Source organism: Burkholderia sp. BCC0097, from assembly GCF_902832985.1.
Lineage (GTDB): Bacteria > Pseudomonadota > Gammaproteobacteria > Burkholderiales > Burkholderiaceae > Burkholderia > Burkholderia orbicola.
On sequence record NZ_CADFDM010000001.1, the window covers coordinates 1,039,557 to 1,055,230 of the forward strand.

Annotated in this window: 13 protein-coding genes; 6 read left to right on the top strand and 7 right to left on the bottom strand. The window is 62.2% G+C overall.

Annotation, left to right across the window (positions count from 1 at the left end; all coding sequences use genetic code 11):
* The first annotated feature begins 18 nt into the window (after window positions 1-18).
* The 4 genes from HWX07_RS04565 (at window position 19) to HWX07_RS04580 (ending at window position 6,395) form a co-directional block, all read left to right on the top strand.
* Window positions 19-2,523, top strand: coding sequence for a type VI secretion system Vgr family protein (locus HWX07_RS04565; protein WP_175875348.1), 2,505 nt, complete (start codon window positions 19-21; stop codon window positions 2,521-2,523).
* Between the two features lie 62 nt (window positions 2,524-2,585).
* Window positions 2,586-5,531, top strand: coding sequence for a pesticin C-terminus-like muramidase (locus tag HWX07_RS04570; protein ID WP_175875349.1), 2,946 nt, complete (start codon window positions 2,586-2,588; stop codon window positions 5,529-5,531).
* Window positions 5,532-5,534: 3 nt separating this feature from the next.
* Window positions 5,535-6,110 (top strand): lysozyme inhibitor LprI family protein, encoded by a 576-nt coding sequence (locus HWX07_RS04575; protein ID WP_175875350.1) that lies wholly within the window; start codon window positions 5,535-5,537, stop codon window positions 6,108-6,110.
* Window positions 6,111-6,143: 33 nt separating this feature from the next.
* On the top strand, window positions 6,144-6,395 hold the full coding sequence (locus HWX07_RS04580; protein ID WP_175875351.1) for a PAAR domain-containing protein: 252 nt from the start codon (window positions 6,144-6,146) through the stop codon (window positions 6,393-6,395).
* Window positions 6,396-6,397: 2 nt separating this feature from the next.
* Here HWX07_RS04580 and HWX07_RS04585 read toward each other — a convergent pair whose 3' ends face one another.
* The 5 genes from HWX07_RS04585 to HWX07_RS04605 all read right to left on the bottom strand — a co-directional run bounded on the left by HWX07_RS04585 (window position 6,398) and on the right by HWX07_RS04605 (window position 11,390).
* Entirely contained in the window at window positions 6,398-6,964 is a 567-nt protein-coding gene (locus HWX07_RS04585) for a type VI secretion system baseplate subunit TssF (protein WP_175875352.1), read from the bottom strand.
* Window positions 6,921-7,400, bottom strand: coding sequence for a type VI secretion system baseplate subunit TssF (locus HWX07_RS04590; protein WP_175875353.1), 480 nt, complete (start codon window positions 7,398-7,400; stop codon window positions 6,921-6,923). Before HWX07_RS04590 ends, HWX07_RS04585 begins: the two co-directional genes overlap by 44 nt.
* 655 nt (window positions 7,401-8,055) lie before the next feature.
* On the bottom strand, window positions 8,056-8,598 hold the full coding sequence (locus HWX07_RS04595; protein ID WP_175875354.1) for a cysteine hydrolase family protein: 543 nt from the start codon (window positions 8,596-8,598) through the stop codon (window positions 8,056-8,058).
* Window positions 8,599-8,837: 239 nt separating this feature from the next.
* Window positions 8,838-10,163: an MFS transporter gene (locus HWX07_RS04600; RefSeq protein WP_175875355.1), complete on the bottom strand. Its 1,326-nt coding sequence runs from the start codon at window positions 10,161-10,163 to the stop codon at window positions 8,838-8,840.
* A 42-nt stretch (window positions 10,164-10,205) separates the two neighbouring features.
* Entirely contained in the window at window positions 10,206-11,390 is a 1,185-nt protein-coding gene (locus tag HWX07_RS04605) for a M20 aminoacylase family protein (RefSeq protein ID WP_175875356.1), read from the bottom strand.
* 181 nt (window positions 11,391-11,571) lie between these two features.
* Between HWX07_RS04605 and HWX07_RS04610 the strand changes: the two genes are divergently transcribed.
* Both HWX07_RS04610 and HWX07_RS04615 read left to right on the top strand, forming a co-directional pair.
* Window positions 11,572-12,474, top strand: a complete 903-nt coding sequence (locus HWX07_RS04610; RefSeq protein WP_175875357.1) for a LysR substrate-binding domain-containing protein — start codon at window positions 11,572-11,574, stop codon at window positions 12,472-12,474.
* A gap of 174 nt (window positions 12,475-12,648) precedes the next feature.
* Window positions 12,649-12,969 carry a pyrimidine/purine nucleoside phosphorylase gene (locus HWX07_RS04615; protein WP_006478890.1) on the top strand — a complete coding sequence of 107 codons (321 nt, stop codon included), beginning with the start codon at window positions 12,649-12,651 and terminating at the stop codon, window positions 12,967-12,969.
* Window positions 12,970-13,073: 104 nt separating this feature from the next.
* Here HWX07_RS04615 and HWX07_RS04620 read toward each other — a convergent pair whose 3' ends face one another.
* Complete coding sequence (locus tag HWX07_RS04620) at window positions 13,074-13,406, bottom strand: hypothetical protein (protein ID WP_171984430.1); 333 nt, start codon at window positions 13,404-13,406, stop codon at window positions 13,074-13,076.
* Window positions 13,407-13,878: 472 nt separating this feature from the next.
* Window positions 13,879-15,666, bottom strand: a complete 1,788-nt coding sequence (locus HWX07_RS04625) for a chloride channel protein (protein WP_175875358.1) — start codon at window positions 15,664-15,666, stop codon at window positions 13,879-13,881.
* Between the last annotated feature and the right edge of the window lie 8 nt (window positions 15,667-15,674).

A 15,674-nucleotide genomic window follows, 5' to 3' on the forward strand; every position in this document is an offset into this window, starting at 1 on the left:
ACGGTACGGGGTAGCCTGATGGTTTCCGATCTCCTGAATAAGGCACTGCGCACGCAATACGTGCAACACGGACGAATTGTCCGCCTCGATACGCCGCTTGGCGAAGACTGGTTGGTCCCACTTTATGTCCGGGGGCGAGCGTGCCTCGGGCGAGACTTCGAATTCACGATCGACGCAACGTCGACGCGACTCGAAACGATTCAGGCCAAGGCGCTGATCCGTCAATCCGTGACACTGTGGATTCGGCAAACGGACGGCAGCGAAATGCCGGTTCACGGTTATGTGACTGCGTTCAGTCGCTTGGGCGGGGACGGAGCCAACACCTATTACCAGCTCCGATTCAATTCGTTCCTTGCGCTGCTGAGGCTCGGTAGTGACAGGCGTGACTGGATCGAGACGCCCGCGCAACAAACCGTGTCCGATGTGCTGGGAAAGTATCCGCAGGCGGCCGGCAACTTTACTTGGCAACTGCGTCAATCGTTGCGCTCGTATTCTCAGCGGATGCAATGGGAATCCGACTGGAACTACGTCCACCGTACATTTGAAGAACTCGGCCTTTTTCCGCGTTTCGATATTGCGCAGGACGGCAAGTCTCACAAGGTCGTCATCATGGACGATCTTTTCTCGGTTCCCGAGTTGAAGCACAAGACCATTTTGTTTAGCCGCTCGGTGCAGAACGAAGAATTCGATGGTCTTAGCGAGTGGATCGACTCGCAAGAAATTCAGTCGGCCGAACTCGACACGGGCACATTCGACTACAAACGTCCGGACCTTTCGAAGCACGTCACGATGCCCGCGTTCGATCTTGACGATGTGCCGGGGCTGGGAGAGCAGTACGAATACACGGGGTCGCATACGTGGTCCGATCGCGACATGGGCGAGGCTCAGGCAAACGTTGTCACCGAAGAATGGCGCTCACGCGCGCAACGCTTCTACGGTGTGGGCGCATTGCGTTGCGCATGGCCTGGCCGCTATGGGGTGCTGACCGGGCACCCGGTGCATGATGCGCAGCCGGACCAGGATCGTGAAATGGCGATCCTCTCGGTAAACTGGCTCATCCAGAATAACGTGCCGGGACTCGAGAACCTGATGCGTTTTCGCAGGAGCCTACGCGCTGAAGTCGAGCAAGCGCGCGCGAGCGGTGCGGGTTCGTCCGTGCGCCATGACGACGGCGGCGTTGGCTTCTTCCACGTCGAAATCGAAGCGCAACGGCGCCGCGTCGCGTTTCGTAGCCCGTTCGAACACAAGAAACCGATCATGCAGCTTCAGACGGGCATCATCGGCGGTCCGGAGGACGAAGAAATTTATACGGATGCGATGCTGCGAGCGAAGGTTCGGCTGACGTCCAATCGACTCAATGACGGCGACCAAAACGTATCGGCGTGGATACGCGCGGCGATGCCCGACGCGGGCCACAAGCGCGGCGGCATGTTTCCGCTGCGCAAGAACGACGAAGTTTTGATCGGCTTCATCAACGGTGATTGCGATCGCCCCGTGATTCTGTCGCGAATGCACGGCGGCGAAAGCATGCCCGAATGGCACACGCACGGGCTGACTTCGGGCTTGTTGTCGCGCGAATACGGCGGTGAAGGTTATAACCAACTGATGATGGACGACGCCAGTGGGCAGAACCGCGTGCATTTGTACTCGACGAGTTATAGCTCGCATTTGCACCTGGGCTATCTGATCCAGCATTCGGGCAACACGCGCGGCGCGTTCATCGGGCAGGGCTTTGACCTCAAGTCATTGGGCTACGGTGCGGTGCGGGCCGAACAAGGGCTCTACGTTTCGACGCAACCCGCCGCGACCCAACCGCTGAGCGTGACGGCAGCGTCCGAACAGCTTACCCGCGCCGAAGCAATGCTGGCGACGACGTCGAAGGCGAGCCAGACGAATCGGGCGCAGAGTCAGCAAGACGGCCACGATGCACTGAAAACTTTCACGGACGCAACGCAGCACCCGGTGGCTGGCACGACGAAGGGCGGCCGCACGGCAGGCGGCGGCACGGGCAACGCGAACGGCTTCGCGAAGCCGATCATGCTGTTGTCGAGTCCGGAAGGCATTGCCGCATCGACGCAAGGGTCGGCGCATATCACGGCAAACAAGCAAACCAACGTGGTCGCCGGAGAGGACATCAACCTCGCAGCCGGACGGGCGTTACTCGCCAGTGTGTTGGAGCAAATCAGCCTGTTTGCGGAAAAACTCGGCGTCAAGATCTACGCGGGGAGCGGCCCGATAGACCTTCAGGCGCAGAATGATTCGATGAGTTTGGCAGCTTCGCAGGATGTGAAGATTACGGCGGGCAAGAAGATGTATCTGTCGGCCGATGAAATCTGGATCGGCGCGAACGGTTCGTATATCAAGCTGACGGCGAACATGATCGAGAACGCAACGTCGGGCCAGATTTTGGAAAAGTGCGCAAATTGGGAGAAAACGGGAGCCGCAAGCGGCACGCTGAAAAATCCGCTGCATTCGTCGCCGGTATCGGTCGATGGGGGGCGTTCCGCGCTGTTCTCCGGTTGAATCGCACAGCCGGTATCGCATCAACATAAGAAATCCTGAAAACCGAATCCGAGTCGGGAATCATGACCAAAACGACCCATAAGAAGAAGCACCATCCGGCGGCCGCGCCGCACCCGGCCGCCAAACCTGCCGAGCCGGTCGATACGCCGCTGAGTTGGTCCTACCCGTTCACGCCCGCAGACAAGAGCGACGTGGCCGACCCGACGACGTATTTCAAGGCGCTGGCGAAGTCCGCGACCGGCTTTTATCCGTTGGGCGTCAGCGGCATGTGGCATGGGGGCGTGCACTTCGACGACGGCAGTGCGCAAATGCTCAAGTTGGACAGCGGCGTGCATGCGATTGCAGACGGCAAGATCGTCGCGTACCGGCTGAACACGAAATACGAGGAAACGACGTACCCGAACAACAGGCTGGCGCACTTTTCGACCGGCTTTGTACTGGTCCGGCATGAACTGAAACTGCCGCCGAAACCGGCCCCGAAGGAACCCCCGAAACCGGCGGCGGCCCCCGCATCGGCTCCTGCGTCGGCACCCGTGCCCGCATCGACCACCGCCGCGCCTGCACCCGCGTCCGCTCCGGCAACTCCCGCGCCATCCGACAGCAAACCGGCGAACGACAAGCCGCTCGTGTTCTTCAGTCTGTACATGCACACGATGGATTGGGCCAGCTACCAGAAGGCAATCGAACAGGCCAAATCGAACCCGAAGCCCGATCCGGCGCTTCCCGTGCCGATGTCGTATTGGGAAGGTGAGCGCTACTATCGGGTCGGCAGCAAGGCGAAGGACAAGCAAGCTATCCCGAAGCCGAAAGCGCCCGTGCCGCCCGCGAAACACACCGACGGGGCCGACGATCTGCCGATCAACAATGCGAACGAGAACGTACCGCCGCCCGCTGATACCGATCAGGATGTCGCCCTGCCGCCGCCCGAGACGGGATTGAACATTCGAGAATTGCCGAGCGGCAAGAGCAAGATTATCGGCGTGTTGCCGACCGGGGCCGAAATCATTGCGGGCGAAGGCGACCCGGCTCACCCGGACTGGATCAAGATCAAGTCCATCAAGTCGGGCACGGTTCTGTCTGCCGAAGTCGGTAAGCCGGTGTCCCCCCAAGCGCAGTGGAGTTACGTGTTCAAGGGGGAACTGGACGTCGTAGTCGACCCGCAGCCGCTTGATACGGTCGTGATCCTGAAGGAGCCGCAGCACGTCAAGGCGGGCGAAGTCGTCGCCCACGTCGGCCAGTATCAATGGCCGATGAAGGCCAGTCCGATACCACCGAAGCCGAACTACCCGATGCTGCATCTCGAAGTGTTCGCGGGGCCGGACTTGAAGGACTTCATCGATCGAAGCCGTGCGCGTGCGAAAGAACTGAACGAGAAAAACAAACAGCTTCTGGAAATCGAACCGGGGGCGAAGCTGGTCAGCGAAATTCCCGCACCGGACCAGAAACTGACCCAATCCGGGTTGAAGCTCGTGCCAATAGGTGATGCAAAGGGTTCGCGCTGGATCAAGGTGCAGCCCAACAGCGTGACGAATGTGCCCGCGAAAGGCAAACAGAAGGCCCAACAAAAGTTAGCGCCCGTCGGCAACCCGCTGTGGGTCGAAAGCAGTCTGGCGAACACGATCAGCACGACGAACGTAGCGGGATGGCAGAATTTTCCGCTGGATGTTTCCAAGGCAAGCGGACCGGGCGCGGATTTCAGGAACGTGTTGCGCCGTACTGAACTCGACAAGCTCGGTGAGGGCAATGTCGCGGTCGACGACAAGGGCCATCATTGGTGGAACATCACGGTTGGCTCGAAGGACGGCTCCGGCCTGACTGGCTGGGTGTGCGACACCGATCACCCGCACGTACAGCTTCGTAGTCCGTGGGAATGGCCGGGTTTCGAATTGGTGGACAACGGCGGCGTCAGCCCGGCCGACATGTTCAAACGCCATATCCATACGACCGGGCAATATTTGCCGGACGAGGAAGGCACCGAGTTTGCGGTGGAAGCGGTGAAGGTCAACGCTGGCGAATTCATCACGAAGATTGAACAGGCGATCGATACGGACCACGACGGGAAGGTGACGGCGCAAGAACTGAAACACGCACTGGAAACGCAGTGGATGGCTGAAGCGGTGTCGCATCTGGTCGTGCGCAACGAAACCGAATGGGGCGGCGGTCTGGGCAAGTGGGAAGAACTCACCCCGCTCATGCAGAAGCAGACCGAGCTGTGGAAGACGGAACTTGATCGACTCGCGAAGCTTCAGTGGTGGGACCAAATCAAGGGCGTCGATGGCTTCCCTACGGACCTTTCGCCGTGGCACCTTCATCCGATTGGGTTGATCGGGAATTTCACGGGTTGTAGCGCAAAATGTAAAACTAACGTGCTGGACTTTCTCACCACAGAGGGAATGTTCTATGCCTCCGTAGAAGGTTTTCACCTTATCCTCGATTCGGAAGGGTTTGGTGAAATCCCATACGTTCCAAAAAATAGCCAATCCAGCGGCGTAACAATTGGTTACGGCTATGACTTGGGGCAACAAACCGAAGCGATGGTTCGCAGTGATTTGGATGGATTCTTTACCGAGGATGAAATTACCCGGTTACTAACCGCACTCGGAAAACGAGGGGATGCGGCGAGCAAATTTATTCCATCTTTTGCAGATATAAAAATATCGGAACCAAAGGCCCTTGAGATGGCAAAGAGGGTCAAAAAGCGTTACGCTCAGTTTACCGTTGATGCATTCCCGGGTACTACAAAATTACATCCTCATTGTCAAGGAGCGCTGCTCAGCTTAGTCTATAATCGAGGAGCTCAACTTGAAGATAAGCCCGGACAAAAATCACGAGCTCACATGAGGAACATTAGAGCAGCCATTGAGAATAAGAACCTCCCGGAAGTTGCCGTGCAGTTACGTGCCATGAAAGTACTGTGGGAAGGAACTGGGAACGATGGTCTACTCAAACGGCGAGAGAAAGAGGCAGTTCTGTTCGAGAAAGGTATGACTTGTGACTGTTGGAGATAGATTGTGACGAAGAATATCGTTTTTTTTGCACTGATGCTTATTTCGAGCGTAGCCTTTTCGAAGGTGGTCTGCGATGGTCAAACCAACGCAGAGTTAACCAATTGCGCGCGAAAAAATTACGAGGCTGCCGATAAAATTTTAAATGGAAGCTACAATGAATTTCTAAGAAAAGCCACTTCTCCGGAGAGGCAAAATCTCATTGCAGCTCAACGAGCATGGGTTGCGTATAAAGAGAAATATTGCGATGCGGCTTTTGATGCCACCTCTCCGGGGGCGGAGGCATCTATCGACAAATGGACTTGCCTGACATCGGCAACGGAGGTGCGAACAAATGAAATTCGCTACTTAGAATCATCTGTCGGTATGGACGATTTCAGGCGGTCGCTATCCGTCATGGCGAATCTTTACGAAAACGGCGACACCACCAAGGTGATATCGAAGTTGATAAAAAGCACACCCGACGGAAGCAATCCAAATTGGGTTAAATATGTAGATCTGAATTGCAAGATGACTGCGGCAAAGTTACAGGAGGAGCGCAACGCTTGTACAGCTAGACTTAATTTCTTTAAAAACTGGTGACTTTGTCCTTCACTTCGCCTTGACACTCGACAGATGATCAATTTGATTCGAATCGGTGACGACACCGATCACGGCGGCAAAGTCGAAACCGGGTCATCGACTATGAAATTCGATGGCCGCTACGTCGCGCGCAAAGGCGACCGCGTGTCGTGTCCGCAGCATCCGGAGGTGTCGCCGAACATCATCGAAGAGGGCGACGAATCGATGAAGGACAACGGCATCCCGATTGCGCGGCACGGTCATCGCGCTACGTGCGGCTGTTACCTGATTTCGAGCCTCGTGTAACGCTACAACAGCGGCGCGAGGCCCGGTCGCAGTGGACAGCGAACGATCACGGAGCCGTCGTTCTTCGACAGCACGACGAGCTGCGTGAAACCGTTGGCGGGCGCGTAGCGCGACAGGTACCCATCGAGCAGACGGATCAACGTTCCCATGCTGTTTTCAACGAACGCGCTTTCGTCTGCCGCCATCACGATTTCGAAGCCTCTCACAAGGGCCGAATGCGGCTTGATCGCCAGTAGTCGCTCGACGACGTTTCGCTTGACGAACGAAAGTGCCCCGATGTGTTCGGAGCGACGGTCATTCGGCGCAAGCTGGCGTATGAGCTTCACGAAGTCGGGCCATCCCTCACGCGTCAACTGCGTCAGGTTGGCCGTCGTCAACGTGATCACGCGCCACAGCGCTTCCGTCTCACGGGACGCGCTATAAGTCGGCGTCGGCTGTTTCAGCAGCGTGATTTTGCAAGGTACTTGGTCGTTTTCGTTCTTTAAATCGCCCTTGGGCGAGCCGATCCGCATCCGCGACGGCCAATCACGATTCGTGCACGTGAGGTCGACGGCTAATTGCAGCGGCATCTTCGTCGCCGCAATGTTGAACCAGCGGCGAGGTTCGGGACGGCGGCAGCAGCATGTCGTCCGGAACAAACCCGACCTGTGCGACCGGTATCCCCGCAATGGGTATCCAGCGGCCGCTGTCGTCCGCTTCGACGAACGTGCCCCGAACACGCATCAGAACGGTATCCAGCAGAGCTACGACGGTCTGGCGTTCCCCGGTGAGGTGCACACGCAGCGCGTCGGTGAACGTCGGTGCGCCGTCGTCCAGGCGGGCGCGGATTTCGGCTGCCATCAACGCGAACGCCTGCATCATCCGCTGGACGTGTGGGTCGTCCGTCTGTCCGCCTGTAAAGCTCAGGCGAGCCGCAATTCGTGGATACTCGTTGGAGAAGGTTGGGAACTGATCTTCCAGCTTCGCCAGTTCCTGTTCATAGTAGCCGCGCAGCTTGTCGTGCATATCCAACGTCGTAAGGCCTCTGCAGGTCACGATGTGCGTCGTATTGTCCAACGGTCATCGTAGTCGAATCTTCATTCTCCGAGTTCCCGCAGCCCAATAGTCCGACGCCAGAATATGAGTCTGATGAGATTACGGAAACTGCACAACGGCAGGAAAAAGCCGCTTACGTTCGCGTGCAATTGATATTCAGTAACCGATATTGACGGATTTTTGCGTCAGCCGAGGTTTCCTCAATCTCGGCGTGAATATGTTTCGCACTGTTAACTTCGAGGGGCGGCTCGTCGAGGTAAAGTCGGGACGGTAGCCTCCGACGCGGGACAAGATCGGCAGGGTGATGTCGGCGAGCACGCGTCTCTCGTCGTATGGACGTTCGGGACCGTAAAGCATCCCGGCTTGCATGTCGCTGATGAAGAGTGCGCGTTGAGGATAGCGGATCGGACATCGCGTTCTCGAGAGGGACCGGTATGGACGGAGACGCGGAAAGACTCCGTCGGAACCGGCGAGCCCAGAGAGGCATCTTACTGAAAAGCGTCGAGGATCTAGACGGTGGCGATGCGTCGCACGACTCGTCGGGGCACGCGATGATGTGCGTGTTTGGCGCTGAAGCTATTGCAACGCGCGCTCTCGCGCATCGAAGTCCGGTCGGCGCCGTGCGTCAGAACACGCATGCCTCGGTCGTCGTCAGCGTCGCAAACGGGCCGCCAAGCGTCGCATTGTGATGCGCGACGATCCGCTCGGCTGCCAGCGCGGGCGTATCCATGCAGGTATGCGCATCCGCAACGAGCACCGCGCGAAAGCCGAGATCGCCGGCCGCACGGCACGTCGTATCGACGCAGTACTGCGTCTTCATCCCCGCAATCACGATCTCGCCAATACCGGCCGCATGCAGCCACTCGGCGAGCCGCGTGCCCGCGAAGCAGTTCGGCCGCGTCTTGTCGAACACGATGTCGCGAGCGGTATCGATCGCAAGCGCCGGCAGCAGCGCGGCCAGCGGTGCGTCGGGCGCGATCGGCGAGCCGGCCGGGCCGGTGTGACGCACGGCGAACACCGGCGCACCGGCTTCATGCGCGCGGCGAATCAGCCGGTTGATATTGGCCAGCACACGTTCGCCGTCATGCGGACGATCGGGACCATGAAACAGCCCGACCTGCATGTCGATCAAGAGCAGCGCGTGTTTCGGGGAAGGGACTTCGGACATTGCGTTTCTCCTGAGTGGCCGATGCAGACGGAGAAACGACGAGACCCCGTCCGGAACCGGCGGGGCCTGTGGGAATCGGTGACGCTACGATCTTGCGCGCACTCGCCGCACGGGCCCGCCGAAGGCGGTCGTGCGCGTGGTCGTCGAAAGGGTGATCGCGGCGTTGTGCATGGATCAATGATGCCCGATGCGCGCGCGCGACGTCAATGCCGCTTCGCGTGCCGCGCACTGGCCATCGCTCAGTCCAGCGCCTTCCCGGCCTTCTCGTCCATGCAACGAATCGCGAGCAGCGTGAAGACGCCACAGCCAATCGCATACCACGCCGGCGCATTCGGATTCCCGGTCGCCGCGATCAGCCACGTGACGAAGAACTGTGCGAAGCCGCCGAAGATCGCGACGCCGACGCTATACACGAGCGCACCGCCCGTCGCACGCACCGCTCGCGGAAACAACTCGCCGAGCATTGCCCCCGTCGCACCGATGTTGATCGCATGCACGATCGACAGCGCGGCGATGATCGACAGCAGCGACACGGCGCCCGGCCAGCGGTTCAGCGCGATGAACGCCGGATAGATCGCGGCCATCAGCACGATGCGCGTCCACCAGACGATCCGGTTGCGCCCGAACACGTCGGACAGATGGCCGCCGATCGGCGTCACGAGCATCAGGATCGCCCCGGCGACGCAGCCGGCCGTCATCGCCAGCCACGTCGGCAAGTGCAGCACCTGCACGCCGTAGATCGCCATGTAGAACACGATGATGTAATGGATCGACGTGCCGCCGATCGTCACGCCGAGGCCGGCGAACACGGCCTTGCCGTGATGGCGCAGCACGTCGGCGAGCGGCAGCGATGCGATCGGTTCGTCGTGCGCAGCGGCGGGCGAGGGCGCCGCCGCCGGCACTTCCTCGACGGTGCGGCGCAGCCAGTAGCCGAGCGGCACGAACAGCGTGCCGATGATGAACGGCACGCGCCAGCCCCAGCTTTCGAGTTGCGCGGCGCTCAGCGTCGACGTCAGCGCGACGCCGGTGAGCGCGCCCGCGAGCGCGGCGAGCCCCTGGCTCGAGAACTGGAACGACGCATAGAAGCCGCGACGATGCTGCGGCGCCTGTTCGAGCAGCAATGTCGTCGATGCGCCGACTTCGCCGCCCGACGCGAACCCCTGCAGCAGCCGTGCGAGCACGAGCAGCAGCGGCGCGGCGATGCCGATCTGCGCGAAGGTCGGCGCGACCGCGATCGTCGCGGTGCCGAGCGCCATCAACAGCAGCGTGAGGATCATCGCCTTCTTTCGGCCGGCGCGGTCCGCATACATGCCGATCACGAGCCCGCCGAGCGGACGCGTGACGAAGCCGACACCGAAGCTCGCGACCGCGAGCATCAACTGCCCGAACGACGAATGCACGGGAAAGAACAGCTTGCCGATCAGGATTGCGAAGAAGCTGTAGACCGTGAAGTCGTAGAACTCGAGCGCGTTGCCGACGGCGGCGGCCGCGATCAGCCGGCGCTTCTTCGCGGCGGCGCGGGCATCGACCGGCGTGCCGGCGAACGGAAGGGCGGACGTTTCCATGGGATTCCCCGATTAAGCGCGAAACTGCGTGGTGAAGGGCCGTCAGGCCGCGAGCCAGGCTTCGGCGATGCGTACCCAGTAGCTCGCGCCGATCGCGAGGATGTCGTCGTTGAAATCGTAGCCGGGGTTGTGCACCATGCAGCCGCCCTTGCTGCCGGTCCCGTTGCCGATGAACGCGTAGCAGCCGGGGCGCGCTTCGAGCATGAACGCGAAATCCTCGCTACCCATCAACGGCGCGGCGTCGGTTTCGACGCGTTCGGCGCCCAGCATCTGGCGCGCGATGTCGGCCGCGAACGCGGTCGGTTCCGCGTGATTGACGAGCACCGGGTAGCCGTAGTCGTAGTCGACTTCGGCGGTGATGCCGAAACTTTCCGCCTGGCCTTTCGCGAGCGCTTCGATGCGACGTGCGAGCAGCGCGCGCACGTCCGCATTCAGCGCGCGTACCGACAGTTTCATCACGACGGTTTCGGGAATGATGTTGAAGGTTTCGCCGGCCTGTACGCTGCCGACCGTGATCACCGCCGCATGCTGCGCGTCGACCTCGCGTGCGACGATCGTCTGCAGCGCGACCATGATGCTGCCCGCGGCGGACATCGGATCGCGCGCGAAATGCGGCATCGCGCCGTGGCCGCCGACGCCGCGCAACGTGATCGTCACGCGGTCGGCCGACGCCATCGCGGCACCGGAGCGGAACGCCATGTCGCCGGCCGCGCGGCCCGGCATGTTGTGGATCGCGAAGATCGCATCGCATGGGAAACGGTCGAACAGGCCGTCGTCCATCATCGCCTTCGCACCGCCGAAGTTTTCCTCGGCCGGCTGGAAGATCAGGTTCAGCGTGCCGGAGAACTGTCGCGTCGCCGCGAGATGGCGCGCCGCGCACAGCAGCATCGCGGTGTGTCCGTCATGGCCGCATGCGTGCATCTTGTTCGCGTGGCGGCTCGCGTACGGCAGGCCCGTAGTTTCCGCGAGCGGCAGCGCGTCCATGTCGGCGCGCAGCCCGACCGTGCGCGTGCCTTGCCCTTCGCGCAGCACGCCGACCACGCCCGTCTTGCCAATGCCGCGATGCACGTCGTAGCCCCAGCCGGTGAGCAGCTCGGCGACCAGATCGCTCGTGAGCGTTTCTTCGAATGCGAGTTCGGGATGGGCGTGGATGCGGCGGCGCACCTCGACGAGGTCGGGGGCGATCGCGGCGATGCCGGGGATGACGGGGTTCACGGCTTGCAGCATGGGGTCTCCTGTGGGGCGGGTGGAGCGTTTGACGCGCATATGACGACCAAGCATATAAATTTCTTTTGGGTACCAGAAGCTGCTAAATTGCTTTGGTGCACACCGTCGGTTGCCGCTCGGGAATACCCTGAGCCACCGCGTCGCGCCGCGCACCGGGTTTCCACGAATCACGCATTGCCCCATGAAATATCATCAGCTGAAAGCGTTCGTCACCGCCGCGGAGGAAGGCAGCATTCGCGCGGCCGCGCGGCGCCTGAACGTGTCGCCGGCCGCATTGACGAAGGCGGTCAAGGAGCTGGAGATCGCGCTCGGCGTATCGCTCGTCGTGCGCACCGCGCGCGGTGTGCAGCTCACTGCGTTCGGCCAGCAACTGCAGGTGCGCGCGCGGCTGATCGTCGCCGAAATGCAGCGCGCCCGCGACGACATCGAGCAGGCACAGGGCGCAATGACGGGTTCGGTCTCGGCGGCGATCACGCCGGCAGCGGCGGTGACGATCCTGCCCGACGCATTTCGCGCATTCCGGCGCCGCTTTCCGGTCGCGCGCGTCAATCTGGTCGAAGGGTTTCCGGGCGTCGCGCTGCCGCGCCTGCACGACGGTTCGCTCGATTTCGCGGTAGCCGTCGTCGTGCCCGAACTGCTGGCCGCCGAGTTCGATCATGCGGAGCTCTACGCGAGCCGCTCGCTGATCGTCGCGCGCAAAGGGCATCCGCTCGCGTCGGCCACGTCGCTCGCCGATCTCGTCGAGGCCGACTGGCTGATGAACCCGTCGCCGGAAAGCTCCACGCAGGTGCTGTTCAACTCGTTCGTCGCGTACGGGCTGCCGGTGCCGGCGCGTGTCGTCGAATGCCCGAGCTTCGGTCTCGCGCACAGCCTGATGACCGGTTGTGACCTGATCGCATCGATGCCCGAGCAATTGCTGCAAGGCGAATGGGCGCGCGATCAACTCGCGGTGCTGCCGATTCGCGAGCGCTTGCCGGGCGTATCGGTGCAGGTCGTCACGCGCCGCGACAGCCCGCTGACGCCGGCCGCGGCGATGCTGCTCGATTGCCTGCGCGATTCCGCGCGACGCAAGGGGCTGCGGTGAGTCCACGCTCCGCGCGGATCGTGTAGTGGTCCTGATGATCGCGTGTCCGGCATGCGCCGGCCGCGTGCCATTGCGGCGCGCGTCGCGCAAGCCGGTATCATAGCGGCCGGCCCGCCGCTCCGGCCGGCCTCCTTACTCCATCGCCATCCGGCATCCAGCAATCAGAGGCATCACATGACCAGTGCAACCCAATTCGACAACGTATCGGTCGTCAAGCGCGCGAACGTCTATTTCGACGGCAAGTGCGTGTCGCATACCGTGCTCTTCCCGGACGGCACGCGCAAGACGCTCGGCGTGATCCTGCCGTGCGCGCTCAACTTCGGCACGGATGCGCCCGAATTGATGGAAGTGCAGGCCGGCAAGTGCCGCGTGAAGCTCGACGGCAGCAGCGAATGGCAGACCTATGGCGCCGGCGAATCGTTCTCGGTGCCGGGCAAGAGCCGTTTCGACATCGAAGTGCTCGAGACGCTCGATTACGTCTGCAGCTACCTGTAAGACCCGCGCCCTGCGCGCGCGGTAAAGAAAAAGCCCCGCCGAAGCGGGGCTCGTCGCAAGCGGATGGCGCAAGGCCATCCGAAGCGCCTGTTCTCGTGACTTCGTTACAGGCAGGCGTTGATGTCGCCGGCGGACGCTGCATCGCCGCGCACGCCGACCCAGGTCTTCGCACCGGGCTTCCACGACGGACGAACCATCGCGGCGGCGCCGTTCGGCGGCTGCTGGCCCGGTGCGTACACGTCGGTCGCGAGGCCGTTCGCCAGTACGTTCTGCGAGATCACCTGTTGTTGCGACTTGTCGGCCCAGGTCTTGGCGATGCACGCCGAGACCTCGGGCGCGTCTTTCTGGCTTTGTCCCACGTTCTGCACGGCAGGTTCAGCGGCATGAGCAGAAATTGCCACGGTCAATGCGATGAGCGGTAAGTATTTCACGTTCACGTTATCTCCCTCGAGTCGTGATTGATTGAGTGGGATGCGCAGCAGTGCTGCGTGCAAGTGAGATCGCATCGGGCAGGCACGGTTCCGGTCATTCCGAAACAAGTTGTTAACGCGCTTGCCAAATGGCGGCTCGGATGCTGCGCATGTTGCTGCGGCGCGGCATGCGTCGTGTACGGCTCGACGTCATGCGGCGCGCGGTCGGAGCGCTGCCCGGTCGTGGTGTGGTGAGTGGATGGTCGCGGCGGGCGGCATGTGTTTGCATGCCGTGCCGCGACTCTTTATCTGATGGCGAAGTGGAATGGCTAATGAATGGCCCCGTCGCATGAGCACCATGATGACAAACTTTCGTCTGGGGAATTGTTAACCAACTTTAAACGAAGGACAGCGGCGGGAGGCGATGCAGCGCGCGGCATCGTGCAGCGAGGGGAGGTGGGGAAGCGATGCGCGGCGGGTGCCGCGCATGCGGGCAGTGTCAGCCAGCCTTGCGCGAGCCGATGTCGCGCAGGTTGACCGGGACGACCGGACGGAAGCGCTCGCGCTTGTGTTCGTCGTCGAAGTGCTGGAGCGCCGGCTTGATCAGGTCGCTGCGCGACACGATGCCGGTGATGCGCAGCGATTGCTCGTCGGTGACCACCGGCAGGCGTTCGAGGCCGAGCATCGCGAGGCGCGACGCGACGACACGGCAGGTTTCGTGCGTCAGCGCGACGGCCGGCGCGCGGTCGGCGAACGCGGCCGAGATCGGTGTGTCGGCGCCGGCCCGCGCGCGCTGTGCATCGAGCGTTGTGCGGTCGACCAGGCCGAGCAAGCGGCCGTTCTGCACGACCGGGTACGCGCGGTGCGTCTGCGTCGCGCCGAAGTACTGCGTCTCGACGGTGTCGAGCGTCGCCGCGCCGTCGACCGCGACGAGCCGGTCGGCCGACGTCATCACTTCGCCAATGTCGTGCCGCTCCAGCGGATCGACGCCGTATTCGCGATAGATGTGGTAGCCGCGACGTGCGATCTTTTCCGTCATGATGGAGCGCTTCATCACGACGGTCGCGAAGCCGTGCGCGACGAGCGTCGCGGCGAGCAACGGCAGCAGCGCATTGACGTCGTGCGTGAGGCCGAACGCGAACACGATCGCGGTGAGCGGGGCGCCGAGCGTCGCGCCGAGCGTGGCGGCCATGCACACGAGTGGCCACAGCGCCGGATCGCCGCCCGGCAGCACCGGCGACAGCACGGTGCCGAGGCCGGCGCCGAGCATCAGCAACGGGGCGAGCACCCCGCCCGAGGTGCCGGAGCCGAGCGCGATCACCCACATCACGGCCTTCACGATCAGCAGCGCGAGCGCGAGCTTCAGCGCGATGTGCTGGTGCAGCAGGTCGCCGATCACGTCGTAGCCGACGCCGAGCGCGCGCGGCTCGAGCCAGCCGCCGACGCCGATCACGATCGCGCCGAGCGCCGGCCACCACATCCAGTGCACGGGCAGTTTCGCGAAGGTGTCTTCGACGCGGTAGAGCGCCGCCGACAGGCCGCACGCGAGCATGCCGGACAGCAGGCCCGCGACGATGCACGACAGCAGCGCGACGGGCGTCGGCGCGGCGGTCGTCAGCGGAAACAGCGGATCGACGCCGAAGAACACCGTGCGTGCGAAGCCTGCCACCGCGCATGCCAGCGCGACCGGCAGGAAACTGCGCGGACGCCATTCGAACAACAGCAGCTCGACCGCGAGCAGCACGGCGGCCACCGGCGTGCCGAACACGGCCGTCATGCCGGCTGCCGCACCGGCGACGAGCAGCGTCTTGCGCTCGGCGGCGGTCACGTGCACGCATTGCGCGATCAGCGAGCCGAGCGCGCCGCCCGTCATGATGATCGGGCCTTCGGCGCCGAACGGGCCGCCGCTGCCGATCACGACGCCGGACGACAGCGGCTTGAGGATCGCGACCTTCGGCGACATGCGGCTCTTGCCGAACAGGATCGCCTCGATCGCTTCCGGGATGCCGTGGCCGCGGATCTTCTCCGAGCCGAAACGCGCCATCAAGCCGACGATCAGCCCGCCGATCACCGGAATCGCGATGACCCATGCGCCCAGCGTGTTGTTCGCGGGCGAATGCTCGGCGAACGAGAACTGCTGGAAGAAGAACAGGTTCGTGAACAGGTGGATCAGGCTCAACAGCACGAACGCGGCAAGCGTGCTGAGCAGGCCGATCCCGGCGGCCAGCAACGCGATCCTGGGCAGGCGTTCGTTGGTCGAGAAATCGCGTTTGTGCGGGGCGTTCATCGGAATGG